The sequence below is a fragment of the Candidatus Benthicola sp. genome (genome assembly GCF_058719085.1).
In genome coordinates this window covers 15,889-39,114 of record NZ_JBZQEK010000006.1, presented here as the reverse complement: position 1 = coordinate 39,114, position 23,226 = coordinate 15,889, and the positions used below count along the sequence as shown (strand labels likewise).

Here is a 23,226-nt window from a genome sequence, read left to right as displayed (position 1 = left end):
CACTCGCTGCTCCCTTGGCGTCGGACCGCCCCCGCTCGATCGGGGCCACGGCCTTCATCACTGTAGTCACCGGCCGTCGATTCCGTCAACGACCCGAACGCGACGTATACCGGGCCGGCGGCGCCCGGTTCCCCGGTCAGCCCTCCGCGCCGTGCGCCAGCCACCTCTCGGCCTCGAGGGCCGCCATGCACCCCGTGCCGGCCGCCGTCACCGCCTGCCGGTAGTAGTCATCCATCACGTCGCCCGCCGCGAACACGCCGGGCACCGAGGTCACCGTTCGCCACGGAACGGGTGTGGAGACGTATCCGTTGTCCTTGAGCTCGACCTGGTCGCCGAGGAACCCGGTATTCGGAGTGTGGCCGATGGCCACGAACAGGCCCCCGACCTCCAGCTCGCGCTCCTCCCCGGTGATCGTGTCGCGGAGGCGGAGGCCGGTGATCTCCTCGTCGCCGAGGACCTCCGTCACGACCGTGTTCCACTCGAACCGGATCCGATCGTTCTCGAGCGCCCGCTGCTGCATGATCTGCGAGGCGCGCAACTCGTCCCGGCGGTGAATCACCACGACCTCGGACGCGAACTTCGTCATGTACAGCGCATCCTCCATCGCGCTGTCCCCACCGCCGACGACCGCGATCACCCGGTCACGAAAGAACGGGAGCGCGCCGTCGCACACCGCGCAGGCGGAGACGCCGCCGCCCGTCTGGGCCAGCCGCTCTTCGTTCGGCAGGCCGATCCAGCGGGCGTTGGCCCCGGTCGCCAGGATCACGCTCTTCGCTTCGATCTCCTCGCCGGCTCCCGACCAGAGACGAAACGGTCGACCGGAGAAGTCCACCCGCACGATGTCCTCCGTCACCACCCGCGTCTCGAACCGCTCGGCCTGCGCCTTGAAGTCCATCATCATCTTCTGGCCGGTGACGCCCTCGGGGAAGCCCGGATAGTTCTCCACCTCCGTGGTGAACATCAGCTGTCCGCCCGGGATCATCGTGCGGCTGAAGGACCCTTCGTAGACGATCGGGTCGAGATCGGCCCGCGCGGCGTAGATGGCCGCCGTCCAGGCCGCAGGTCCCGACCCCACGATCACCAGCGTCTCTCGACGTATCTCTGACATGCCTCACCACTCCATGCTCGACGGCGGTCCGCTACTCCCGAAGAGAGAAACACCTGCAGGTTCCCGGCTCAGGGGGCCGCTCCGCAACGATCCCTGATGGCCTGCATCCACTCGGCCGGGACCCGCTGGGAACCCGGCGGAGCCCCGAAATCTGTCCCGTGCCAATCCGACCCACCACCCCGCAGGAGCCCTTTCTCTTCGGCGAGCTTCTCCAGAACGCGCCGCACCCCCGGATCGTTCCGCGGGTGGAGAATCTCGACCCCGTCGAACCCCTCCCCCATCCACCGCGACAGCTCCGCCTGCGAGAAGTCACGGCCCGGGTGCGCGAGAATCGTCACGCCCCCTGCCCGGCGGACGTACCGGCAAACCTCTTCGGGAGGGCTGGGCCTCTTCTCGACGAACGCGGGTCGGCCCCGGGCAATGTAGCGGCGGAACGCCTCTTCCTCGCCGCGTACCCATCCACCGGCCACCAGGGCGCGTCCCACGTGGGCTCGGGTAGGCACGCCCTCGCCGGCCTCCGCCATCACGTCGTCCAGCGTGATGCCGACATCGAGGTCGCGCAGCCGCTGGACGATCTCATCGGTGCGCCGCAGGCGGTCCGCCCTGAAGTCCCGGAAGAAGGACCGCATTCCCGGGTCCGTCGGATCGAACCCGTACGCGAGGATGTGAATCGAGCGGCCGGGCGCGTTCGCCGACAGCTCCGCACCGATCAGGAAGTCCAGCCCCAGGCGCTCGGCCTCCGCCGCCGCTTCTTCGAGGCCATCCACCGTGTCGTGATCGGTGAGAGAGAATCCCCGCAGCCCGCGGGCGGCGACCTCGCGAACCACGGCGGTCGGCGACAGGACGCCGTCCGATGCCGTGGAATGTAGATGGAGATCTACGTAGCCCACCGGGAAGGTCAGTCGTATCCGCGCGGGGCGCCCATCGAGACCGTCCTGCCGAACAGCTCCCGCAGCTCATCGGCGGACAACCGGTCGAGATCGTCCTGAGATGCGAAACGGTCGGCCGGGACCTCGGCGACCCGGTACGGTCTCTGCCCGTTGCTGGCGCAGAAGAAGACGACGGTCCTGTATCCCTCGCGCTCCGAGCCGCCGAGCTCGGCGCGCCACGTGTCGTTGTCCGCCTTGATCGATGTCATCTCAGTCATCCGCGGGTGACGTTTCGATTCGTTCCAGCAGGATCTGCTCCGCCGCCGCCTCGTCCAGCTCGCGGTCGAGGCCTCCGACCCTCACGACCACACTCTCTGTGGTCGAGGATCGCTCCCGTACCACTAGGCGCGTGCCGAGCAAGAAACCCGCCGCTGCCAGCTCACGCAAGCGTTCCGGGTCTTCGTCGGGAACCTCGCGCACCACCCCCTTCGCGCCCACCTCCAGCTCCGAGAGGGAGACCAGGTCGCGTCTCTCCATCACCCCGTCCGGGGTGGGGATCGGGGCCCCGTGCGGGTCTTCGACCGGGTCGCCCAGCGCCCGGGCCATGCGCTCCACGAGATCGTCGGAAGCCGCGTGCTCGAGCCGCTCCGCCTCGGCGTGAACACCGTCCCAGGTGTATCCCAGCCGCTCGATCAGGTACGTCTCGATCACCCGGTGACGCCGGATGATGGCGAGGGCCGTCGCCTCACCCCGTTGCGTCAGACGAACGCCCCGGTACGGCTCGTGCTCGAGGAGGCCCTGCTCCGCGAGCCCCTTGACCATGTTGGTCACGGACGCGGCGGAACGCCCCAGGTCGCTCGCGAGCGCCGTCGTGGACACCGGCGACCCCGCCGCCTGCTGCAGCTTGAAGATCGCCTTCAGGTAGTCCTCGACCGCCCGGCTGTGCGCCGGCCCGGATCCCACGCGCCCCGTCCTCATCGATCCTCGGCTCCTGCCCGGGAAGACACGGTCAACCCGGCAGGAAGCTGTCTCCGTCCGACAGTCCGATCAGGAAGAGCGCGATGATCTCGGCGGCCTGGTCGAGGTCCCGGCGGCTGACGAGCTGATTGGGGGAGTGCATATACCGGTTCGGGATGGACACGAGACCGGTCGCCACCCCCGCCCGGGCCATCCGTATGGCGTCCGCATCGGTGCCCGTCATCGCCGGAATGGCCTGGATCTGCACGTCGACGCCGGCCTTCCCGGCGGCATCGAGGAGCCGGCCGTACACGACGGGATTGATCGCGGCGCCCCGGGCGAGAACCGGCCCCGCGCCGAGCCGGATGTCTCCGTGCTCCTTCTTTTCGACGCTGGGATGGTCCGTGGCGTGGGTCACATCGACCACGACGCCGACGTCCGGCTCCAGCCCGAAGGAACCCGTGCGGGCGCCGCCCGCCGCCATGTACCCGATCTCTTCCTGTACGGTGGCCACCGCCACCACGTGGGCCGTGCACCCCTTCTCCCGAGCCCGACGCAGCGCCTCGAGCACGACCACCGCCCCGACCCGATCGTCGATCGATCGAGCCGCCACGAGATCATCGCTCAGGTCGAGGGTGTCGGACCGGATCACGGCGACGTCGCCGATGCTCACTCGCTCCTTCGCCTCATCGCCGCTCGTCGCCCCGATGTCGACCCACAGGTCCTTGAGCTTGACCGCCTTGTCGCTGTCGTCTCCGCGGATCAGGTGGATGGCGCGCCGCCCCACGACCCCGGACACGAGGCCGGAGTCGGCGAGGATCTCGACCCGCTGGCCGACCAGTACCTGGGCGTCCCAGCCACCGACGCTCTTCACCCAGAGGTATCCCTGCTCGTCGATGTGATGGACCATCAGTCCGATCTCGTCGACGTGGCCGGCGAGCATGACCCGGGGGCCTCCTCCGGCGTTGATGGCCGCGAAGCTGTTCCCGTGGACGTCGGTCCAGGTGTCATCCGCGAAGGATTGGGCCTCTTCCCGCCAGACGGCGGCGGCGCGCGTCTCGAACCCGGAGGGCCCGCGGGCATCCAGAAGGCGGCTGATCAGGTCTCGCATTTGGGCGTTCATGGTCATCCGGTGATCGTAACTGAACGGTGGGCGATCGCTTGACTCGGGTCGACCGGAAGCGGGGCGCGGGCGTTCCGTCCACTGCCTGGCATCGTCGCCCCCCGGCGCAGGCATTTGACCGCCCTGACGGTACTGCCGAAGCGCCCGGGCAGCAACAAGTCCGGCGGGTTCATTCAGGCTCGGTCGCGAGCATGGCACGGACCTTCTCCGCGAGCCCGGAGCGACGTTCCTCTCCCGCACCGAGCTCGTGGATGTAGTCCAGGAACAGGCGCTCGAAATCAAAGTACGGGTAGCATCGACGGCAGGTCTGGATGTGACGCCGCACCGACTCGTGCGTCGCCGAGTCCAGCTCGCCGTCCAGGTACTCGTACACCCGGGCCAGTGCCTCCTCGCAGCCGAGGTCCTCGGTTCCGCCGGGACTCCCCCGGAGGCGGTCGTGGCCGTTCTCCATCTCGCTCATCTCAGGTACCCCATTTCGACCGCATAGGCGTACAACCTCTGCTGGAGGCGCTTTCTGGCCCTGAAGAGCCTCGACTTGACGGTGCCGACGGGCACGCCCATCAGCTCCGAAGCCTCCTGATAGCTGAGCCCCTCGAGATCGATCAACACCACCGCAACCCGGAATTCCTCCGGCAGCTCGTCGATCGCTCCCACTACTTCCCGGTCCAGGAGGTGGTCGAACAGGCGACCGGCCGGATCGGCCTCGTATAGGGATCGCGCCGCGGAGGCCTCGACCTCGTCCAGCTCGACGGGCACGGGACGGGATTTCTGGCGCCGGAACTGGTTGATGAAGGTGTTCCTCAGGATGGTCATCAACCAGGCCCGGCTGTTCGTCCCGCGCTCGAACCGGTCCCAGGCACGGAACGCCTTCAGGATGGACTCCTGGACGAGGTCTTCCGCCCGGGGTTCGTCGCCGCCGGAAAGCCGCAGGGCGAGGCCGTACAGGGCATCGAGGTGCACCAGCGCCTCGTCCTCGAACTCCCGTCGCCTGGAGTCGGTCGGAACGTTCATCGCCCGTGCCCGAGAGGGGGCAGGCTGGCAGCCTGTCGTCTGCACATGTCGACCACGGTATCCCGAACTCGCGAATCCGTGCAACCGCTCCGGGCCGGCTGCGACCCCCGCCCGTCCGGGTCCTCGGCTCGGCCCCGGAACGAGCGCGTCGGAACGTCCGGACACCCTCGACCGTACTATGCTCGGCGCTCCGATGATCACGCCGGAACCCTGCATCGTGAACGCCTCCGCGGCGCGGTCGGTTCCCCGACGCGGCAACCAGGTCCGGCGCAACCGAATCCCGGGATAGGACGGAATGGACGCTCCGAAGCGAAAGTGGCCCGGTCGACTGGGCCTCATCCTGGCGGGACTGCTGGCCGCGGGACTCGTGCTCTTTCTCGCCCTCGTGCTGGTGCTCCGCGCCGTCGTCGACCCCGCATCGCTCGCAGATCGGGCCGAGCCCCACCTGTCGGCGGCGCTCAATCGCCAGGTGTCGATCGCATCGGCGGACCTGAAGATCTTCCCCGTGCCCGAGGTGCGGCTGCATACGGTGAGGGTGGAGAACCTGCCGGACTTCGAGGGCCTGCCGCTGGCCTCCGTCGATGAGCTCCAGCTTCGTCCGAGGCTGCTGCCGCTCCTGAAGCGGAGGGTGGAAATCGACCGGGTGCGGGTGGTGAGGCCGCGCGTCCTCCTGCAGATCGATTCCGAGGGAAAGACGAATTTCGGCGACTTCGTGCCGGCTTCCCGGGAGGAGGACGAAGCGCCCCGAACGTCGATGAGCCTGGAGATCGACCGGATCGAGCTGGTCGGAGGCCGCTTCGGCTACCGGGATGCCGTGAGCGGCCGCTCCGTGCAGGCCGACGGTGTACGAATCGAGGGATCCGTGCGTCGCGACGCCGCAGGCCGACTCGACCTCGATCTGGAGTCGGGGCTCGACAGCCTTCGGTTCGCCCTTCCCCCGGCCTGGCCTCGCGGCGTGCGGGGTCTCCGAGTCGAGCTCGATCTGGAGGCCGTCGCCGGGCCCCGGATGGGTTGGATCGAGATCGCCTCGGGAACGGCCACGTTCAACGGTCTCGACCTTTCGGTGAGCGGTCGAGTGGACTCCGTGAAGGAGCCGCGCCGGCTCGTGGACCTGGCGATCCGTGGCCAGAACGTGGACCTCTCGCAGGTCGTGACGGCGGTGCCGGATTCGCTCCGAGCGGCGCTGCCCGTCGACCTGTGGGGAGCCCTCGGTGTGGACGTCCGGGTCGAGGGGGCGCTCGGACCGGATGAGTGGCCGGATGTGGAGGGCATGGTGACGATCCGGGGGGGCGGGGCTCGACGACCGGAGGAACCGGCCGGGCTCGACGACCTGGACGCCGACCTCAGGATCGTCGACCGCGGAATGGAGGTGTCGACGCTGCGAGCCCGTCTCCCGGGTGGACAGATCAGCGGCCGCGGACGCTTCGCGCTCGACTCGACCCTCGCGTTCGAGGCCGCGGTGGATGGGAGCGCCGACGCCGGGGAGCTGCTCGAGGCATTCTCGGCAGGGGGAGCCGACGAGGCGGCGCCCTCGAAGGGCCTCCTGCGGTGGGATGTCGCCGCGGCCGGCTCGATCGATCGATTGGACGCCGCCCGACTCTCCGGGCAGCTGGAGATCGAGGGGCTCGCGATCGAGGGCGGCTCCCTCGCACGTCCGGTCGAGATCCCGGCGGCCGTGGTCCGTCTCGAAGGAACCGACGCACGGTGGACGCCAACGCCCGTATTCGCGGCCGGAGATCCGCTGGAAATCGAGGGTACCCTGTCCGATGTCCTGGGTCGGCTCGCGGCGGAACCGCGTACGCCCTCGATACGGGCGATGGCCCGGGGAGCAAGGCTCGATCTCGATGCCCTGCTCGGTACGTCCGGTGGAGAAGTCGGATACGGGCGCATCGCCTGGGCTCGACTGGCCGATCGGAACCTGGAGGGACGTTCGCCCGAGCAGTGGGCCGCCGAGCGAGAGTTCAGACGTCCGGGACCTCTTCCGGTCAGCGGACGGATCGGGTTCCGCCTCGACTCCGTGCTCCGACTTCCCTACCGACTCTCGCGTGTCGAGGGCCGCCTGCTCCTTCGGCCGGACCGGGTCGAGCTGGTGGACGCCCGCTTCGCCGCGTACGGAGGGATCGGCTCCGCGAACGGATCCCTCGATCTCGGGGAGGTGGACGCCGAGCCGTTCCGACTCGACCTGGCTCTCGAAGGCGTGCGGGCCGAACGGTATCTGGCGCAGAACACGCCCCTCGGAACGCTGGTCTCCGGATCTCTGACCATGGATCTCAGCCTCGAGGGAGGACTCGATTCGCTCGTGCTGCCCGTCACCCGGCTGCTGACCGGCCTGGGGCGGTTCGAGATCCGGGACGGCCGCATCGCCTCCAACCCTCTGACCGACGGGCTCGTCCGGTTCCTGAAGCTGGGGAGCGTGCGGGATCTGCATTTCGATCGGTGGACGTCGCCGTTCGCGATCCGGGACGGCCGGATCCTCCTCGACGCGAGCTCGCTGAACGGGGAGGAGCTGGTGGCACAGGCCAGCGGGGCCATCGGGTTCGGTGGAGGTCTCGACCTCGGGGCTCTCCTGCGGCCGGATTCAACTCTCACCCGGGCCGCCGTGTCGGCGGCTGGAGCCGCCGGAGAGGTCATCGACCGGTACCTCGGAGCCGGCGGTGCCGTCGAGCTGGGCGTTCGGCTGACGGGACAGGCGGCGAACCCGAGGTTCGCTCTCGACCCGGCCGCCATGCGGGAATCCTCGCAGAACGTGGTCGACCAGGCGGCTGGCCGGGCCCGGCAGGCCGGCGAGGCCGAGGTGCGAAGGCTAGGCGCCGAGGCGGTGCGGGGGCTGCTCGGGAATCCGTCTCAGGCGCCCGGCGACACGGGAGCCGCCGCGTCGGACACGACGGGCGAAGGAGGAAGTTGAACGGAAGTCGGTCGCCCGAGTCCTACATGCGAGGCGAGCGAAGCAGCGACGGCGCGCCGGACACGACCGGGCTTCTCTGGAACATGGCCGGACGCCCCGGAACGCAGTGCGGGCCATCGGCGCCGATGCCGATCCCGCGCCCCGAGCCGCCGATCGCGGCGAGCACCGAGACGGGCCGGTCATCGATCGGCCGGAGCGGCTGAGCATCGGCGCCCGAAGCCACCAGGAAGTCGGACACCGTGGCGTACGACACGGCCGGATTCTGCTCGGACTCCGGTTCGTCGAGGTTCTCCATGAACATGACGGGCTGGGCTGCCGAAGCGGCTGCCGACAGCCTCGGTACGGCCGGGATGTCCGCGAGCGTCTCCACCTCGGCCCTCCGAGGAGCCGCCTCCTCGATCGGAGCGGGAGTCGGAGCCTGTGACACATCGGCCAGGGGAGCGCTCGTCTCGGGCAGATTCACCAGCCGGGCCGCCTCGCGGGGGGTTGCCTCACCGGCGTCGCCGCCTCGCGTCCATGCGAACAGGGCGGCTTGAAGCATCACGAACAGGGCCAGCCCGCCCACGAGTGCCGCGCGATAACGCGATCGTACCCCCAGCTTCTCGCTCATCCGACGCTCCCGGTTGATTCGTGCGGACCTGCCGTGGCCGGCCCGACTCGAATGTACTCCGCCCTCGACCTCTGTTCAAACCCGCCGGTGGCGTGCGGGTTCCGGTACCTCTCCGGACCCGCGGAACGTCCCGCGACAGGCCGATTTCGCGCCGTGCCCGAGGGCGTCGTATGTTCGGCCCCATGTGCGGACGCTTCACTCTGGCTACACCCGCCGCCGAATGGGCGGCCCTGTTCGGGCTCCGCGAGATCCCGGACGTGGAACCGCGATACAACATCGCGCCCACGCAGGACGTCGCGGTCGTGCGGGCTCCGGTCGGCCTTCGAGAGCACGCCGGCCTCGGACTGGCTCCGGGAGGCTCCGCGGTGCCTCGTGAGACCGCCCGCCTTCGGTGGGGCCTGATTCCCCGCTGGGCACGGGAGCCGGGCTCCGGGCAGCCGCTCATCAATGCCCGCTCCGAGACGGTTTCCGAGAAACCTTCCTTTCGGGATTCCTATCGCGACCGGCGGTGCCTGGTGGTAGCGGACGGCTTCTACGAGTGGCAGACCACCGGACGCGGCAAGCAGCCGTACTGGATCGGAATGGAAGATGGCCGACCGTTCGGGTTCGCCGGGCTGTGGGATCGGTGGAAGCCCGACGAGGGAGAGCCGATCGAGAGCTGCGCGATCCTCACGACCGCTGCGAACGAGGCGCTCCGCCCCCTGCACGATCGAATGCCCGTGATCGTCGAGCCGGAGCACTTCGACCTGTGGCTCGACCCCGACACGATCCCGTGGGAGCTTGAACCGGTTCTCGAGGGATACGAGCGTGATGACCTCCGATTCCATCCCGTCTCCACGCGGGTGAACTACGTCGCGCACGACGACTCCGCCTGCATGGAACCGATGCAGACGCAGACCGAGCTGTTCTGACCCCCCGCCTCTGCCCTTCGCGGCCACGACCGCCATCGGATCCCCCGCCTCCAGTGGCGCTCCGTTGAGTAAACAATCAACTCGATTCGCCGATCGCGGCGGACGCCGGCAACCAAACCGAGGGCCCTCTCGAAGCTGAGCCGGACTTGACCATATAATCAACTTTTTGGGCCACGGAATTCGCCGATCTTGCGCGTGTCCGGAACGTCCTTGTGCTCACGCCCTTGACAGCGGGGTCCGGATCGTTGAATGTTTGGTCAAAATGGCTACGAATACCCGCAACCGGATACTCAGCGTGGCGGCGAGGCGGTTCGAAGCGGATGGCTTCGAGGGCACGACCGTGGCTTCCATTCTGCGCGAGGCCGACGTCAACAGCGGCAGCCTGTACCATTTCTTCCCGAGCAAGGACGCGTTGCTGGTGGCCGTCCTCGAGAAGTACGTCGACACGCTCGAACCCGGACTGCTGGAGGCGGCGGAGCGCGCGGCCGACGATCCCGTCGAGAGGGTCTTCGCGCTGATCGAGCTCTACCGGGGTCGGCTGCTGGTGTCCCGGTTCACGCGGGGCTGCCCGGTCGGCGACCTGTCGCTGGAGGTCGGAAGCCGCATACCGGAGGCGGCGACGCCGATCCGCCTCTACTTCGAGCGATGGGCCGAGCGCGTAGAGAGCTGGCTGGCGGAAGCCGGCGACCGCTTTCCGCCTCGCGTGGATCGACGGTCTCTGGCGGAGCACTTCCTCTCGACGTTGCAGGGAAGCGTGATGCAGTCCCGGGCCCTCCGTTCGATCGCCCCCCTCGATCACTCCGTGGATCAGCTCCGGACTCTGATCGATCGCATCTCGACGGGCGACGCGATTCGTCCTCGACCGTCCCGCCGCGAACCGGCGACGCGCCCGGTGGCGGGGGCGGTCGAGCCGGAGCCGAGGGCCCGCAGGGCTGTGAAAGCCTCCCCGGCTCCCGCTGCGCCGCCGGAGACCGAGGACTCGAGCTCGGTCGCGGCGGGGGACGCGGCGTGGTGGAGGGCCTGGTGAGCGTGCCGGCGATGGACACCGCAGCATCGATGCCTTCGATGCACGGCGAGTGCGCGGCGGGAGCGATCTCGTGATCGATGAGCAGAAGATCCGGGAGATGGTCCGGCGAGTCGTGCTGCGGACGGTGCAGGCGGCCTCCGAGGCCCCGGATGCGGCGTCGGGAAGGCGCCGGCTCGTGACCGCAGCCGAGATCGAAGCGCTGCCGGCAGGCTCGCGCCTCGACGTCGAGGCCGATGCGATGCTGACCCCTCTCGCCCGTCAGGCGGCGCTGGAGCGACGGATCTCCGTCATCGGCGGGTCTTTCTCCGAGGCCTCCCATGCGGTCCAGCCTGCGGAAACCGATCGGGCTCGCACGGTGGCGGTCGCCGCCGATCACGGGGGCTTCGATCTCAAGGAGCGACTCGCCGCGCATCTCCGGGAGCGTGGATTCGAGGTGCTCGACTGCGGCACGGACGGTCTTGCCTCGGTGGACTATCCGGATTTCGCCCTCGCGGCGGCCCGGCTCGTCGCCCGGGGCACCGCCCGGGCGGCTGTCGTGGTGGACGGAGCCGGCATCGGTTCCTGCATGGCGGCGAACAAGGTCCCGGGAGTGCGCGCCGCCCTGTGCTACGACGAGGCCAGCGCCGTGAACAGCCGCGAGCACAACGATGCCAACGTCCTCACGCTGGGAGCCGGCCTGATCGGCCCGGCGCTGGCCGTCCGTATCCTGGACGCGTGGCTCGACACGTCCCACGCCGGTGGACGCCACGCCAGGCGCGTGGCGAAGATCATGGACATCGAGCGCAGGTACTCGAAGGGATGAGCATGGAGCTCGACGAGAAGACGCTCGAGAGGATCATCGAGCAGGTGACCCACCAGGTGATGATCCTGGTACAGCGCGAGCGCGATGGGCTCGGGGCAGCGGCGGAGCTGTCGACGGGCAATTACTCGGACCGCGTGCAGCCGTTCGTGGACGCGGGAGCGGACCGACTCGCCAGCACCCTCGGAATCGCTCCGACGGACGGACGGGTGAGCCATCTGATCGATCACACTCTGCTCAAGCCCGACGCCACGCAGGACCAGGTGGCGCAGCTGTGCTACGAAGCCCGTAAATACGGGTTCGCGTCCGTGTGCGTGAACCCGTCCCACGTGAAGCTGTGCTCCGATCTCCTCAAGGGCTCGGAGGTGATCGTGTGCACGGTGATCGGCTTTCCGCTCGGGGCCACCTCGACAGAGACGAAGGTGTTCGAGGCCCAGAAGGCGCTCCGAGACGGGGCCACGGAAGTCGACATGGTGATCAACGTGGGCGGCCTCAAGTCGCACGACTACGAGCTCGTCGAGCGGGACGTCGCGGCCGTGGCGCGGGCGGTGCACGCCGGGGGAGCGATCCTCAAGGTGATCATCGAGGCCGCCCTCCTCACGGACGAGGAGAAGGTGGCCGCGTGTCAGCTCGCGAAGGTGGCCGGAGCGGATTTCGTGAAGACCTCCACCGGATTCGGCCCCGGCGGAGCGACGGCGGAAGACGTCGCCCTCATGCGGCGCGTGGTGGGCAGCGGGATGGGCGTGAAGGCGTCGGGTGGGATCCGGAGCTACGCGGATGCGAAGAAGATGATCGCCGCCGGTGCGAGCCGCATCGGAGCGAGCGCGAGCGTGAAGATCGCGCAGGAAGCCGACTCGTGAGGGTGACGACATGACCGTGGATCTTCGGACCTATTGCTTTCTGGACAGCCTGCAGCCGCAGCACGCGGCGTATCTCGGCACGGTCGCCCGCGGCTTCCTGCCGCTTCCGGGCGATGCGTCCCTGTGGATCGAGATCTCACCCGGGATCGAGATCAACCGCATCACCGACATCGCGCTGAAGTCGACGCGCGTGCGGCCGGGGATGCAGATCGTGGAGCGGCTGTTCGGCCTCCTCGAGGTGCACCACGCGGAGCAGTCGGAGGTGCGGGCGGCCGGAGCGGCCATCCTCGACGCGCTGGACGTGCAGGAATCCGATCGGATCAAGCCGCGCGTGGTGTCCAGCCAGATCATTCGTCACATCGACGCCCACCAGGTCCAGCTCGTGAACCGGATGCGCTACGGACACATGCTGCTCGCGGGTCAGACCCTGTACGTGCTGGAAGTGGAGCCGGCGGGCTACGCAGCGCTGGCTGCCAACGAGGCGGAAAAGGCGGCGCACATCAACATACTCGACGTCCGGGCATTCGGGAGTTTCGGGCGGGTGTACCTCGGAGGCGAGGAGCGGGACATCATGGCGGGCTACGGCGCGGCGGTGGCCGCGATCGAGGGCGTGAGCGGCCGCGAGGCGGCCGCAGGAAGAAGAGACTAGGCGTTTTCCCTGTGGAGCGCGGGGCGCTTCCGGATTCACCAGGAGGAGAGAATGGCTGAAGAGTACGGCGCGGTCGACGCACTCGGAATGATCGAGTGCCGGAGCTACCCGGCGATGGTCGAGGCGGCCGATGCGATGGTCAAGGCGGCCCGTGTGGAGCTCGTCGCCTACGAGAAGACGGGCGGCGGCTACGTGACGGCCGTCGTACGCGGAGACGTCGCCGCGGTGAAGGCGGCCGTGGAAGCCGGAGCGAGGGGCGCGGAGAAGATCGGCGAGCTCGTCGCGATCCACGTCATTCCGCGACCGCACGCGAACGTGGACGTCGCCCTTCCGCTCGGGCGGCAGGCGGGTGCCGGATCCAAGTCGACCAAGCGCTGACGGTGCGGTCGTACGCGCGCCCGGACCCTCTCCGGGCCGCCCATCGGGGCCGGAGACGACGGAAGTTGAGTGATCATTCAAGTCTGCGACGCTCGGGGATACGGAGCCGGTCATGCTGCTAGGAAGAGTCGTCGGAACGCTCGTCTCGACGAACAAGGAAGCGTCCCTCGAGGGGCTCAAGTTCCTCGTGCTCCGCCAGCTGGACGTGGACGGGAGCGAGGCCTCCGGGTACCGGGTGGCGGCCGATGCCGTCGGCGCCGGGCTCGGCGAGGTGGTGCTGTACGCCACCGGTAGCTCGGCGCGTCAGACGGCCGTGACGGACAAGCGGCCGTGCGACGCGGTGATCATGGCGATCGTGGATTCGCTCGCCATCGACGGCGAGCTCAAGTACGACAAGTCACGGGACGGCTGATCATGCGGGACTCCGAGATCCAGGGGGTGATCGACCGGGTGATGTCCGAGCTCGGACGCGCGGAGGCGCCGGCGCGGGGAGCCGGCGTTCCCCGTCGCCCGCCGGTGGTGGAGCGGCCGGCGCCCGCTGCCGTTCCCCGGCACGGCGACAACCTGTTCCCCGACGTGGACGGCGCCGTGGCCGCGGCCCGGAAGGCGTACGAGGAGCTCCAGGAGCTCCCGGTCTCGGTCCGGGAACGGATGATCTCCCACATCCGGCGGACCCTGCGGGAGAACGCGCAGCCCCTGGCCTACGAGGCCTGGGAGGAAACGGGGATGGGCCGCTACGAGGACAAGATCGAGAAGATCCTCCTCAACGCGAACAAGGCCCCCGGACACGAATTCCTCGACACCGGCGCCTGGAGCGGGGACGGCGGGCTGACGGTGGTCGAGTATGCCCCGTACGGGCTCATCGGCTCGATCATCCCGAGCACCAATCCGATCTCCACGGTGGCGTGCAACTCGATCTCGATGGTCGCCGCCGGCAACGCCGTGCTGTTCAACGCGCACCCCGGGGCCCGGCAGTGCTCCAACCGGGCCGTCCAGCTGGTGAACGACGCCATCGTGGAGGCGGGCGGACCGGCGAACCTCGTCTGCGCGATCTCCGAGCCCACGCTGGAGACCGCGAGCGCCATCATGGCGCACCGGGGCGTCAACCTGCTGACCGTCACGGGCGGGATCGGTGTGGTCCGTGCCGCCATGGCCTCCGGCAAGCGGGCGGTGTGCGCCGGTCCGGGCAACCCGCCGGTCGTGGTCGATGAAACGGCGGACATCGAACAGGCCGGACGTGACATCGTCCGCGGCGCCTCGTTCGACAACAACATCATCTGCACGGACGAGAAGGAGGTGTTCGCGGTCGCCTCGATCGCCGACGACCTCAAGGCCGCCATGCGCGCCCACGGTGCGGTGGAGATCGACGCCAGGCAGCTGGACGACCTTCGCGGGTCGATCTTCACCGATCGTCCGGAGCGCGGCCGTCACGGCACCATGAACAAGGACTTCATCGGACGGAACGCGGCGATCCTGCTGCGTGCGATCGGGATCGAGGCGGGCGACGAGGTCCGCCTGGTCATCGCGGAAGTGGAAGCGGACGATCCGCTGATCTTCTCGGAGCAGATGATGCCCGTTCTCCCCATCGCGCGCGTCCGGGATGCCCGGGAGGGAATCGGGCTCGCGAAGGCGGCCGAGCACGGGTTCCGCCACACGGCGGTCATGCACTCCAAGCACCTGGACCACCTCAGCCGCATGGCCCGGGTGATGGACTGCAGCATCTTCGTGAAGAACGGCGTCTCCTACGACGGACTCGGATACGGAGGAGAGGGATACTGCTCCTTCACCATCGCCAGCCCGACCGGTGAGGGCATCACCAACCCGATCAGCTTCAGCCGTATTCGGCGGTGCGTGCTGAAGGACTCCTTCAGAATCGTGTGAGCGACATGACGACTACCGTAGGGCCGGGAAGGGGTGGCAGGCGATGATCGAGCCGGCGCTCGCCCTCATCGACTTCAGCAGCATCGCGGCCGGAATCGAGGCCGCGGATGCCATGGTCAAGCGGGCCCAGCTGGACGTGATCCGCTCGGGCACCGTTCAGCCGGGGCGCTACCTGGTCCTGGTGGGGGGGACCGTCGCGGAGGTCGAGGAAGCGCTGGCGGCGGGGCGGGCGATGGGAGGCGACTCGGTCCTGGACCACGTCTTCCTGCCTCACGTCCACCCGGCCGTCGTGGAGGCGATCGGCGGGGAGAGAGTCGAGCGACCGGTCGACGCCGTGGGCGTCATCGAGACCACCACCGTCGCCGCGGCCATCCGGGCCGCCGACGCGGGCATCAAGGGCGCGGAGGTCCGTCTGCTGGAGATTCGGATGGCCGATGGCCTCGGTGGGAAGGGGATCGTCACGTACTCCGGCCTGGTGGCGGACGTCGAGGCGGCGGTGGACATCGGCTCGACGGTGGTCCGGCCGGGGCTGCTGGTGCGCCGGGTGGTCATCTCCCGGCTCCACCCTGACGTGTGGGCGAACCTGTCGGCGGACACCCGCTTCCGTTCCCGGTTGGAGGGGCTGTGAAGCTCGCCCGGGTCATCGGCACGGTGGTCGCGACCGCCCGGTACGAAGGGCTGGAAGGAGTGAAGCTCCTGGCCGTCCAGCCGCTGGACCGGGACGGACGTCCGCGCGGGTCCCCGGCCGTGGCGGCCGACGCGACGGCCCAGGCGGGCCACGGCCACCTGGTGCTGGTCGTCGGAAGCCGTGAAGCGGCGCAGGCGTTGCCCCGGACCTTCGTCCCCGTCGATCTGGCGATCACCGGCATCGTGGACGACGTGGAGCGACCGGAAGGCGGGCGTCGGCCCACGGCGCTGTGGTCCGAGCCGGCCGGAGCCCCCTGATGTACATCGGGAGGGTCATCGGCCCGGTGGTCGCCACGGTGAAGATCCCGCACCTCGCAGGACGGAGGCTGCTCCTCGTGGATCAGCTCGGCCCCGGGGCCGAACCGACCGGGGAATACGACGTCGCCGTGGACGTGGCGCGGGCGGGTCCCGGGGACACGGTGCTCGTGCTGGATGAGGGGAACGGGGCCAGGCAGATCCTCGGCCTCGATCCGGGGGCGATCCGGGCCGTCATCGTCGGCGTGGTCGACGAGGTGGCGATCGAGACCTAGGGTACCGACCCCGCTCGCCGGACCAGGTCGGCGAAGTCCGGCCTCAGGCTGGCCCCGCCGACCAGAGCACCGTCGATCTCGGGCAGGCGCATGAAGGCGCCGATGTTCTCCGCGTCGACGCTGCCTCCGTACAGGACCCGGATGTGCTCGGCGGCGGCCTCCCCGGCGAGAGCCGCGACCGCTCCGCGCACCGTCAGACCGATCGTCCGGTTCGCCTCCGCCGGCGTGGCGGCTTCCCCGCTCCCGATCGCCCAGATCGGCTCGTACGCCAGCACGCAGCGCTCGACCTCCCTCGGCTCCAGGCCCTCGAGAGCCATCCGCACCTGGCCTCCCACGAAGTCGTCGGTCGCCCCGGCGGCTCGCTGATCGGCGGTCTCGCCGACGCAGACGATCGGTCCGAGTTGGTGGTCGAGGGCGGCACGGACCTTCCGGCGAATGGCCTCGTCCGATTCGCTGGGCCCGTGCGCCGCGCGTCGCTCCGAATGCCCGAGGATCACGTAGTCACACAGCCCCACGAGCATCGCCGGGGACACGTCGCCCGTGTGGGCACCGGCCTCGGCCCAGTGCATCGTCTGCGCCCCGAGGCCGATCGGGGAGTTCCGGAGCACATCCGCGAGGGACGCGAGCACCGTGAGCGGAGGACAGATCACCACCTCGACCGCGTCCTGGCCGGAAAGCGCAGGACGAAGGCCGCGCACCAGGGACCGGGCCGCCTCCAGCCGACCCAGGTTCATCTTCCAGTTGGCGCAGATCAGCGGGCGGCGCATGGTTGGACCCGGTCAGGAGCCGCCGGAGGCCACGATCATCGCATCGATGAGCGGCCCCAGGATGGAGGGGCGCTCATCGAAGACGTTCCAGCAGTTGGCAACTCCGACCAGGCCCCGGGAGGGGATGACGAGGAGGTACTGGCCGCCGAACCCGAGTCCGGCCCAGACGTCGACCCCGGACGTGTCGAGCCTCCACCACTGGTAGCCGTAGCCCCAGTTCCAGCCGGGATTTCCGGGCGCCACGTCATCGACGTGACGGGCCGTGGCCACTTCCACCCAGCCCTCGGGAAGCACCCGTTCCCCCTCCCACAGGCCGTCCCGCGCGTAGAGCCAACCGATCCGCGCGAGGTCCTCTGACTTCAGGTACAGACCGCCTTCGGTGTCGGGCAGCCCCTGGGGGTCTCTCTTCCAGTAGTAGTCCCGTATGCCCAGCGGGCCGAACAGATACCGCTCCGCGTACTCGGCCGCGGTCATGCCGGTAGCCTCGAGGAGCATGGCCGACATCAGGTGGCTGGCACCGCTGTTGTATGCCCACCTCGTTCCGGGATCCGCATCCGCCGGTTGCCGGAGAGTGAAACGCACCCAGTCGTCGCTCTTCTCCAGCTGGAGGGTGGTGTTCGTGTCGTCCAGGGGCCGGTCCGTCTCGTGCCACTCGATGCCGAGCCGCATCGTCAGGAGATCCTCCAGCGTCGCTTCCCGTACCCGCGGGTCGACCTCGCCGAGGTCGAAGTCGGTGAGCAGCTCGAAGACGGGCGTGTCGACGCCGGGAAGGTCCCCGCGTCCCATGGCGATGCCGATCAGGGTGGCGGTGACCGACTTCGTCACCGACTGCAGCGTATGCACCTCGCCGCCCCGGTAGTAGGGGTGGCGGTCCGGGTGCAGATAGTTGAAGTCGTGGACGTCATCCGGAGAGCCGCACGAACCGAAGCCGCAGCCGATGGCCCCGGTGTGCCCGCTCGAGATCTCGGCGTAGTCGAGGTCGAAGCGGCGATCGAACACCAGCTTGCCGTCAGCGACCACGATCAGCCGGTCCACGTTCCCGAACTCCCCCCTGGCGGCGTCTTCCGCCAGCCGATTCAGGGGAAGTGCATCGAGGCCGACGTCGACCGGATCGGCTTTCGGCCACGCCTCCTGCGCCGCCACCCCGGGCGACATTCCGACGCAGAACGCCGCAGCCAGATACACACCGGGACGAAGGCCGGGTGACCGGATCGCCCGCGCAAGGGAACCCGTCGACCGGCACCGCCGCTTCATCGGGTGTACCGGAGCCGAATCTCGCCCGGCGAGACGGAATGGACGCGAATCCATCCCTTCGCCGCGGTGAACTCCGCCTGCCCCGTCGACAGGAAGAGATTGTAGGCGGCCGAGGTGTTTCCACTCGCCCACCGGATCACCACCGAGTAGGTGTCCCGGTTCGGCATTCCGGCGTACACCAGCCACCATCCGCCGGCGAACGTGCCGCGCAGCTTCTCTTCCTCGCCGAGCTTCAGCGTGATGTCCTTCGGGGCCGCCATTCTCCCCTCCCGGTAGGCCGTGGGCCCGACGCGGATCAGTCGGGGTCCGCGGCCCCCTCCAGGTCGGCGTTGCCGTCCAGGAACTTCAGATCGTACCGCAGGCGGTCGACCCGCCACGCGCCCCGGTGCTTCCGAAGGTGCAGGTCGTAGGTGCCCACGAAGGTACGGGTGGAGCCACCGGTGTCGTTCGGCAGGTAATGGACCGCGATCCCGTAGCAGAAGGCGTCGGCCTCCTCGCCTCGGATCTCGACCTCGTAGTTGCCGGCCTGGTGGTGCAGCGCCTCGAGGTGACTCAATCCTCCGCGCCAGCCATCCACGATCTCGGCCGCCTCGAGGACGGCCGGCTCCTCGCCGCTCACCGAGGTCATGTCGAAGTGCACGCTGGGGGCCAGGCACGTTTCGACGCGCGTCCAGTCCCGCTCATCGACGCTCCGGAACAGGCGATTCACGGTATCGATGACGGCGTCCTTCTCCAGGAGCCTCCGGAGAGGGTCTTCCTGTCTCAGTCCATTGCTCATCTATGTTCTCAATCGAAGGGTCGGGTCAGCCGATTCAGGTCGCGAGGACCCAATGTACGGCAAAGGCGGCCCCGGGGCTTCGGGGCCGCCTCGCAGGAAACATGGGCCGGGCGGGCGCCGGAGGAAAGCTCCGTATTACGCGAACAGGCCTCCCGGTGCGACGCGCGACTCCAGATCGAGCAGGTGCCGCTTCCGCCACAGCCCTCCGCCGTATCCGGTCAGGGTCCCGTCGCTCCCCACCACGCGGTGGCAGGGAATGAAGATGGCGAGGCGGTTGTCACCGTTGGCCCGGGCGACCGCCCGTACCGCGGAGGGACGACCGATCGAGCGAGCGACGTCGGCATAGCTCCGCGTCTCGCCGTACGGGATCCGCCGGAGCTCGGCCCACACCGCCTCCTGAAAGTCGGTGCCGGGCGCGGCCAGCCGTACCGAGAACTCCCGAAGGTCTCCGGCGAAGTAGGACTCGATCTCCCGCGTGACGCTGCGGAGCAACGCGTTTTCGCCCGGGACGAGCGTGCACTGCAATCTCGCGCGCAGCCGATCCAGCTGTCGTTCGAGGCGCCGCCGATCCGAGAACTCGAAGAAGAAGAGCGCCTCGTCCGTCGCTCCCGCGATCATCGGTCCGAGGGGGGTGAGGACGCGGTGGACCCGGATCACTCGATCCCCATTTTCCACGGCCTCCGTGGGTGGAGCCCCGATGAGCTGGCGAAAGGCCTCGTTGAAGCCGCTCAGTGACTCGTAGCCGTGGCGGTACGCGGTCGTGGACACGCCTTCCCCTTCCCTTATGGTCTCCAGAGCCAGGCCCAGCCTCCGGGCCCTGCAGTATGCGTGAAACGTCATACCGTGGTGTTTGCGAAACCATCGGCGGACGCGGTCCGGCTGCAGCCCGCGCCGCCTCAGCTCGCGGTCGGACCAACGCCGGGTCGGATCGTCCTCGAGATCCGTCAGCAGCCCCTGCAGCCACTCCGGAGGGCTGCCGCTCGGCTCCAGCGGTCGGCACCGGAGGCACGGTCGGTATCCCGAGTACAGGGCGTCGCGCGCAGTGGCGAAGAACTCCACGTTCTCCGGCTTCGGCTTGCGGGCAGGGCAAACGGGCCGGCAGAACACGCCCGTCGTCCGGACTCCGGTGAAGAAGACCCCGTCGTAGGCCGGGTTCCGGTTCCGGAACGCCCGCATCATCTCGGCCCGGGCGGGCAGCGTGGCGGCTCGGTTCTCGGTCATGGAGGCCAAGATCGCCGGTCCGGCGCCCCGGGGCTACCGGAAAATTCGCACCGAATGTGCGTGCGCGGTCTCACTCGAGCCACTCGGGACTCTCGATCGTTCTCGGGTCCTCCGCGTCTCCCGTGTTCCGCGTCCCCTCGGGCTCGAACAGCAGTACTTCGACCTCTTCCGGGGCCACCGGCCGGTGCTCCACACCGCGCGGCACGATCAGGAACTCCCCCGGTCGAATCTCGACCTCCCGGTCGCGGAGCTCCATCCGCAGCACACCCGACAGGACGAGGAAGAGCTCGTCCGCTTCCGGGTGCCGGTGCCACACGAACTCTCCCCGCAGCCGGGCGAGCTTCACGTGCTGCCCGTTGAGGGTGCCCACGATTCGAGGACTCCACGGCTCCCGAATGCGAGCGAGGCTCTCCGCGAGGTTCACTTTGCCCTGCATGACGCCTCCGTGGCTTCCTTGACCGAGACACCCCTCTCGTGTTCCGTGGGATGAAGCATGGCTGCGACATCCGGGAAGGGCAAACACCAGTCGAAGCGAGGCCGATTCAAGTGACCGAGACCGAATACCGGAAGTACCTGCGAATGGATGACGCGCTGTTCGACTACGTGGCTGACCACACGACGCCTCCCGACGCGGTCCAGACGGGCCTGATCGAGCGCACCCGCGAGCTCGGAGACCGCAGGCGCATGCAGGTGGCACACCCGCAGGCCGTGTTCATGACCTTCCTGACCCGGGCCATCGGTGCCCGCACGGCGATCGAGATCGGCACCTTCACCGGATACTCCGCTCTCGCCATCGCACGCGGCCTGGAGCCCGGGGGGCGCCTGATCGCCTGCGACAGAAGCCTGGAGTGGACCGCGATCGCCCGTCAGGCGTGGGAGGAAGCCGGGGTCGCGGACCGGATCGACCTCCGCATCGGCCCCGCACGGGAGACCCTGGAGGGCCTGCCGGAGGACCTGCGGTTCGATCTCGCCTTCCTGGACGCCGACAAGGAAGCGTACGTCGACTACTACGAGACCCTCGTGCCCCGAATGAACGCCGGAGGCCTTCTGCTGGCGGACAACACGCTCTGGGAGGGGGAGGTGACGAACCCGGAGGCGGTGGACGAGACCACGGAGGCCATCCGCTCCTTCAACCGGCACGTGGCAGAGGACTCGCGAACCGAACAGGTGGTGCTCTCGTTCGCCGATGGGCTCACCCTCATCCGCGCGAATCAGCCCGCCGGCTGAGCGATCGCCGCGAGCCCGCCGGTTGAGCGATCGCCGCCAGCCCACGCCTTGACAGGCTCCACCGGTTTGTCCTCTCTGGGACACCCGTTTCGCATTCCCTGCTGAGGACCGCGACATCGACCGTGACGTTTCCGGGCCCCGGCGAGTGGACGGCGATGTCGGACGGGTACGATGGGCTTTCACTTCGAACGGAGGCGAGGATGGCTGTTCTTTCCGTAGCGACCCTGGCTGGAGGCCTCACCGAACTGGACGCAGCGACCCTGGAGGGCCTGTCTTCCAGCCTGGACGGCTCACTCATCGGTCGAGACGACGCGGGATACGAAGAGGCCCGCGCCGTGTGGAACGCGATGATCGACAAGAGGCCGGCCCTCATCGCCCGGTGCGAGAGCGCCGCGGACGTGAAGCGAAGCCTCGACTTCGCCCGTCGTCACGACCTTCTCTTCTCGGTGCGCGGGGCCGGACACAACATCGCCGGAAGCGCCCTCGTTGAGGGAGGCCTGACGATCGACCTGTCGCAGATGAGAGCGGTCGAGCTCGACCTCGACGCCGGCACGGCCCGCGTCGAGCCGGGGGCCACGCTCGGGGACGTCGATGCCGCCACGCTTCCGCACGGCCAGGCCATTCCGGTGGGAATCAACTCCACGACGGGGATCGCCGGGCTCACCCTCGGGGGAGGATTCGGCTGGTTGAGCCGGAAGTACGGTCTCACCATCGACAGCCTGATCTCCGCCGACGTGCTGACCGCGGACGGCCGCGAGATCCGGGCGAGCGAGGACGAGAACGCGGATCTCTTCTGGGGGCTGAAGGGGGGCGGAGGCAACTTCGGGATCGTCACCTCGTTCGAGTTCAGGCTCAACCCGGCCGGGCCCGAGCTGCTGTGCGGCCTGATCGTGCACCCGCACTCGGCCGCCGGTGACGTCCTGCGCTACTATCGGGAATTCACGGCGGGAGCGCCGGATGAGATGACCCTGTGGGCGGTCCTCAGGGCCGCTCCTCCGCTCCCCTTCCTTCCCGAGGACGTTCATGGCACGGACGTGCTGGTGCTCGCCTTCGTGTACGCCGGAGACCCCGCCGAGGGCCAGCGGGTGATCGAGCCGGTCACCGCCTTCGGCGACCCGCACGCGATCCACATGGGCCCGATGCCGTTCGTCGAGTTCCAGCAGGCGTTCGACCCTCTCCTGACGCCGGGCGCACGGAACTACTGGAAGTCGCACAACTTCGCCTCGCTGGAGGATGGGTTGATCGACCTGCTGGTGGAATCGGCGGCCGGGCTCCCGAGCCCGCAGTCCGAGATCTTCGTGGCGCAGGTGGGCGGCGCCGCCTCCCGGGTCCCCGCGGAGTCCTCCGCCTACCCCCACCGGGATGCCGCGTTCGTGATGAACGTGCATACGCGCTGGGAGGGCGCGGAGAACGACGACCGCTGCGTGTCGTGGGCGCGTAGCTTCTTCGACGCTTCGGGCGCCTTCGCGACGGGGGGCGTCTACCTCAACTTCGTGAGCGAAGCGGAGGACGCGGCCCGGGTGTCCGCCGCGTACGGGAGCAACTACGAGAGGCTTCGGCAGCTGAAGGCCAGGTACGATCCCGACAACGTCTTCCGAACCAATCTCAACGTGCGGCCGTAAGAGCGAAGCGGCGGGCCAGGCCCGCCGCCATCGGCAGGCGCCGCCGGGAACC

General features: G+C 69.0%; 28 protein-coding genes. 14 read left to right on the top strand and 14 right to left on the bottom strand.

Annotation, left to right across the window (positions count from 1 at the left end; genetic code table 11):
* Positions 1-136: 136 nt before the first annotated feature.
* The 7 genes from trxB to AC36XV_RS00635 all read right to left on the bottom strand — a co-directional run bounded on the left by trxB (position 137) and on the right by AC36XV_RS00635 (position 5,068).
* Entirely contained in the window at positions 137-1,108 is a 972-nt protein-coding gene (trxB, locus tag AC36XV_RS00665; protein ID WP_492201753.1) for a thioredoxin-disulfide reductase, read from the bottom strand.
* A 68-nt stretch (positions 1,109-1,176) separates the two neighbouring features.
* Positions 1,177-1,998 (bottom strand): PHP domain-containing protein, encoded by an 822-nt coding sequence (locus AC36XV_RS00660; RefSeq protein ID WP_492201752.1) that lies wholly within the window; start codon positions 1,996-1,998, stop codon positions 1,177-1,179.
* Positions 1,999-2,006: 8 nt separating this feature from the next.
* Positions 2,007-2,246 carry a hypothetical protein gene (locus AC36XV_RS00655; RefSeq protein WP_492201751.1) on the bottom strand — a complete coding sequence of 80 codons (240 nt, stop codon included), beginning with the start codon at positions 2,244-2,246 and terminating at the stop codon, positions 2,007-2,009.
* 1 nt (position 2,247) lies between these two features.
* Complete coding sequence (locus AC36XV_RS00650; RefSeq protein WP_492201750.1) at positions 2,248-2,955, bottom strand: metal-dependent transcriptional regulator; 708 nt, start codon at positions 2,953-2,955, stop codon at positions 2,248-2,250.
* A 31-nt stretch (positions 2,956-2,986) separates the two neighbouring features.
* Positions 2,987-4,057, bottom strand: coding sequence for a zinc-binding metallopeptidase family protein (locus AC36XV_RS00645; RefSeq protein WP_492201749.1), 1,071 nt, complete (start codon positions 4,055-4,057; stop codon positions 2,987-2,989).
* Positions 4,058-4,226: 169 nt separating this feature from the next.
* Positions 4,227-4,517 (bottom strand): zf-HC2 domain-containing protein, encoded by a 291-nt coding sequence (locus tag AC36XV_RS00640; RefSeq protein ID WP_492201748.1) that lies wholly within the window; start codon positions 4,515-4,517, stop codon positions 4,227-4,229.
* Positions 4,514-5,068: a sigma-70 family RNA polymerase sigma factor gene (locus AC36XV_RS00635; RefSeq protein WP_492201747.1), complete on the bottom strand. Its 555-nt coding sequence runs from the start codon at positions 5,066-5,068 to the stop codon at positions 4,514-4,516. Before AC36XV_RS00635 ends, AC36XV_RS00640 begins: the two co-directional genes overlap by 4 nt.
* A gap of 295 nt (positions 5,069-5,363) precedes the next feature.
* On the opposite strand from AC36XV_RS00635, the gene AC36XV_RS00630 reads away from it, so the two are divergent.
* Entirely contained in the window at positions 5,364-7,973 is a 2,610-nt protein-coding gene (locus AC36XV_RS00630; protein ID WP_492201746.1) for an AsmA family protein, read from the top strand.
* 22 nt (positions 7,974-7,995) lie between these two features.
* Here AC36XV_RS00630 and AC36XV_RS00625 read toward each other — a convergent pair whose 3' ends face one another.
* Entirely contained in the window at positions 7,996-8,583 is a 588-nt protein-coding gene (locus AC36XV_RS00625; protein ID WP_492201745.1) for a hypothetical protein, read from the bottom strand.
* Between the two features lie 170 nt (positions 8,584-8,753).
* On the opposite strand from AC36XV_RS00625, the gene AC36XV_RS00620 reads away from it, so the two are divergent.
* The 11 genes from AC36XV_RS00620 (at position 8,754) to AC36XV_RS00570 (ending at position 16,305) form a co-directional block, all read left to right on the top strand.
* Positions 8,754-9,494 carry an SOS response-associated peptidase gene (locus AC36XV_RS00620; RefSeq protein WP_492201744.1) on the top strand — a complete coding sequence of 247 codons (741 nt, stop codon included), beginning with the start codon at positions 8,754-8,756 and terminating at the stop codon, positions 9,492-9,494.
* A gap of 295 nt (positions 9,495-9,789) precedes the next feature.
* Entirely contained in the window at positions 9,790-10,521 is a 732-nt protein-coding gene (locus AC36XV_RS00615) for a TetR/AcrR family transcriptional regulator (protein ID WP_492201743.1), read from the top strand.
* A 49-nt stretch (positions 10,522-10,570) separates the two neighbouring features.
* Positions 10,571-11,323, top strand: coding sequence for a ribose 5-phosphate isomerase B (gene rpiB / locus AC36XV_RS00610; RefSeq protein ID WP_492201742.1), 753 nt, complete (start codon positions 10,571-10,573; stop codon positions 11,321-11,323).
* Between the two features lie 185 nt (positions 11,324-11,508).
* Complete coding sequence (gene deoC, locus AC36XV_RS00605) at positions 11,509-12,180, top strand: deoxyribose-phosphate aldolase (protein ID WP_492201772.1); 672 nt, start codon at positions 11,509-11,511, stop codon at positions 12,178-12,180.
* A 10-nt stretch (positions 12,181-12,190) separates the two neighbouring features.
* Entirely contained in the window at positions 12,191-12,829 is a 639-nt protein-coding gene (ccmP, locus tag AC36XV_RS00600; protein ID WP_492201741.1) for a beta-carboxysome protein CcmP, read from the top strand.
* A gap of 51 nt (positions 12,830-12,880) precedes the next feature.
* Positions 12,881-13,207, top strand: a complete 327-nt coding sequence (locus AC36XV_RS00595) for a BMC domain-containing protein (protein ID WP_492201740.1) — start codon at positions 12,881-12,883, stop codon at positions 13,205-13,207.
* Between the two features lie 112 nt (positions 13,208-13,319).
* Entirely contained in the window at positions 13,320-13,619 is a 300-nt protein-coding gene (locus AC36XV_RS00590) for a EutN/CcmL family microcompartment protein (protein ID WP_492201739.1), read from the top strand.
* Between the two features lie 2 nt (positions 13,620-13,621).
* A complete protein-coding gene (locus AC36XV_RS00585) occupies positions 13,622-15,088 on the top strand; it encodes an aldehyde dehydrogenase family protein (RefSeq protein ID WP_492201738.1) in 1,467 nt (488 codons plus the stop codon).
* 43 nt (positions 15,089-15,131) lie between these two features.
* The gene (locus tag AC36XV_RS00580; RefSeq protein WP_492201737.1) at positions 15,132-15,716 is read left to right on the top strand and encodes a BMC domain-containing protein; all 585 of its coding nucleotides are present in this window, start codon (positions 15,132-15,134) and stop codon (positions 15,714-15,716) included.
* The gene (locus AC36XV_RS00575; RefSeq protein WP_492201736.1) at positions 15,713-16,033 is read left to right on the top strand and encodes a EutN/CcmL family microcompartment protein; all 321 of its coding nucleotides are present in this window, start codon (positions 15,713-15,715) and stop codon (positions 16,031-16,033) included. The genes AC36XV_RS00580 and AC36XV_RS00575 overlap by 4 nt, the downstream gene beginning before the upstream one ends.
* On the top strand, positions 16,033-16,305 hold the full coding sequence (locus AC36XV_RS00570; RefSeq protein WP_492201735.1) for a EutN/CcmL family microcompartment protein: 273 nt from the start codon (positions 16,033-16,035) through the stop codon (positions 16,303-16,305). Before AC36XV_RS00575 ends, AC36XV_RS00570 begins: the two co-directional genes overlap by 1 nt.
* Here AC36XV_RS00570 and tpiA read toward each other — a convergent pair.
* From tpiA to AC36XV_RS00540, 6 genes are all read right to left on the bottom strand, one after another.
* Entirely contained in the window at positions 16,302-17,072 is a 771-nt protein-coding gene (gene tpiA / locus AC36XV_RS00565) for a triose-phosphate isomerase (protein WP_492201734.1), read from the bottom strand. The two genes, AC36XV_RS00570 and tpiA, sit on opposite strands and share 4 nt — an antisense overlap.
* Before the next feature lie 12 nt (positions 17,073-17,084).
* Positions 17,085-18,326: a serine hydrolase domain-containing protein gene (locus AC36XV_RS00560; RefSeq protein ID WP_492201733.1), complete on the bottom strand. Its 1,242-nt coding sequence runs from the start codon at positions 18,324-18,326 to the stop codon at positions 17,085-17,087.
* Complete coding sequence (locus tag AC36XV_RS00555) at positions 18,323-18,586, bottom strand: hypothetical protein (RefSeq protein ID WP_492201732.1); 264 nt, start codon at positions 18,584-18,586, stop codon at positions 18,323-18,325. Before AC36XV_RS00555 ends, AC36XV_RS00560 begins: the two co-directional genes overlap by 4 nt.
* Before the next feature lie 35 nt (positions 18,587-18,621).
* Complete coding sequence (locus AC36XV_RS00550) at positions 18,622-19,104, bottom strand: nuclear transport factor 2 family protein (protein WP_492201731.1); 483 nt, start codon at positions 19,102-19,104, stop codon at positions 18,622-18,624.
* A gap of 135 nt (positions 19,105-19,239) precedes the next feature.
* Complete coding sequence (locus tag AC36XV_RS00545; protein WP_492201730.1) at positions 19,240-20,325, bottom strand: bifunctional transcriptional activator/DNA repair enzyme AdaA; 1,086 nt, start codon at positions 20,323-20,325, stop codon at positions 19,240-19,242.
* Positions 20,326-20,395: 70 nt separating this feature from the next.
* Positions 20,396-20,761, bottom strand: a complete 366-nt coding sequence (locus AC36XV_RS00540; protein ID WP_492201729.1) for a cupin domain-containing protein — start codon at positions 20,759-20,761, stop codon at positions 20,396-20,398.
* A gap of 110 nt (positions 20,762-20,871) precedes the next feature.
* On the opposite strand from AC36XV_RS00540, the gene AC36XV_RS00535 reads away from it, so the two are divergent.
* Both AC36XV_RS00535 and AC36XV_RS00530 read left to right on the top strand, forming a co-directional pair.
* The gene (locus AC36XV_RS00535; protein WP_492201728.1) at positions 20,872-21,552 is read left to right on the top strand and encodes an O-methyltransferase; all 681 of its coding nucleotides are present in this window, start codon (positions 20,872-20,874) and stop codon (positions 21,550-21,552) included.
* A 200-nt stretch (positions 21,553-21,752) separates the two neighbouring features.
* Positions 21,753-23,174 (top strand): FAD-binding oxidoreductase, encoded by a 1,422-nt coding sequence (locus AC36XV_RS00530; protein WP_492201727.1) that lies wholly within the window; start codon positions 21,753-21,755, stop codon positions 23,172-23,174.
* Positions 23,175-23,226: the final 52 nt, after the last annotated feature.

Excerpts from the sequence above, each read along its gene's own strand:
- trxB (WP_492201753.1), bottom strand. The coding sequence starts at position 1,108 with ATGTCAGAGATACGTCGAGAGACGCTGGTGATCGTGGGGTCGGGACCT.
- AC36XV_RS00655 (WP_492201751.1), bottom strand. The coding sequence starts at position 2,246 with ATGACATCGATCAAGGCGGACAACGACACGTGGCGCGCCGAGCTCGGC.
- AC36XV_RS00650 (WP_492201750.1), bottom strand. The coding sequence starts at position 2,955 with ATGAGGACGGGGCGCGTGGGATCCGGGCCGGCGCACAGCCGGGCGGTC.
- AC36XV_RS00645 (WP_492201749.1), bottom strand. The coding sequence starts at position 4,057 with ATGAACGCCCAAATGCGAGACCTGATCAGCCGCCTTCTGGATGCCCGC.
- AC36XV_RS00640 (WP_492201748.1), bottom strand. The coding sequence starts at position 4,517 with ATGAGCGAGATGGAGAACGGCCACGACCGCCTCCGGGGGAGTCCCGGC.
- AC36XV_RS00635 (WP_492201747.1), bottom strand. The coding sequence starts at position 5,068 with ATGAACGTTCCGACCGACTCCAGGCGACGGGAGTTCGAGGACGAGGCG.
- AC36XV_RS00630 (WP_492201746.1), top strand. The coding sequence starts at position 5,364 with ATGGACGCTCCGAAGCGAAAGTGGCCCGGTCGACTGGGCCTCATCCTG.
- AC36XV_RS00625 (WP_492201745.1), bottom strand. The coding sequence starts at position 8,583 with ATGAGCGAGAAGCTGGGGGTACGATCGCGTTATCGCGCGGCACTCGTG.
- AC36XV_RS00620 (WP_492201744.1), top strand. The coding sequence starts at position 8,754 with ATGTTCGGCCCCATGTGCGGACGCTTCACTCTGGCTACACCCGCCGCC.
- ccmP (WP_492201741.1), top strand. The coding sequence starts at position 12,191 with ATGACCGTGGATCTTCGGACCTATTGCTTTCTGGACAGCCTGCAGCCG.
- AC36XV_RS00595 (WP_492201740.1), top strand. The coding sequence starts at position 12,881 with ATGGCTGAAGAGTACGGCGCGGTCGACGCACTCGGAATGATCGAGTGC.
- AC36XV_RS00590 (WP_492201739.1), top strand. The coding sequence starts at position 13,320 with ATGCTGCTAGGAAGAGTCGTCGGAACGCTCGTCTCGACGAACAAGGAA.
- AC36XV_RS00585 (WP_492201738.1), top strand. The coding sequence starts at position 13,622 with ATGCGGGACTCCGAGATCCAGGGGGTGATCGACCGGGTGATGTCCGAG.
- AC36XV_RS00580 (WP_492201737.1), top strand. The coding sequence starts at position 15,132 with ATGATCGAGCCGGCGCTCGCCCTCATCGACTTCAGCAGCATCGCGGCC.
- AC36XV_RS00570 (WP_492201735.1), top strand. The coding sequence starts at position 16,033 with ATGTACATCGGGAGGGTCATCGGCCCGGTGGTCGCCACGGTGAAGATC.
- tpiA (WP_492201734.1), bottom strand. The coding sequence starts at position 17,072 with ATGCGCCGCCCGCTGATCTGCGCCAACTGGAAGATGAACCTGGGTCGG.
- AC36XV_RS00560 (WP_492201733.1), bottom strand. The coding sequence starts at position 18,326 with ATGAAGCGGCGGTGCCGGTCGACGGGTTCCCTTGCGCGGGCGATCCGG.
- AC36XV_RS00555 (WP_492201732.1), bottom strand. The coding sequence starts at position 18,586 with ATGGCGGCCCCGAAGGACATCACGCTGAAGCTCGGCGAGGAAGAGAAG.
- AC36XV_RS00550 (WP_492201731.1), bottom strand. The coding sequence starts at position 19,104 with ATGAGCAATGGACTGAGACAGGAAGACCCTCTCCGGAGGCTCCTGGAG.
- AC36XV_RS00545 (WP_492201730.1), bottom strand. The coding sequence starts at position 20,325 with ATGACCGAGAACCGAGCCGCCACGCTGCCCGCCCGGGCCGAGATGATG.
- AC36XV_RS00540 (WP_492201729.1), bottom strand. The coding sequence starts at position 20,761 with ATGCAGGGCAAAGTGAACCTCGCGGAGAGCCTCGCTCGCATTCGGGAG.
- AC36XV_RS00530 (WP_492201727.1), top strand. The coding sequence starts at position 21,753 with ATGGCTGTTCTTTCCGTAGCGACCCTGGCTGGAGGCCTCACCGAACTG.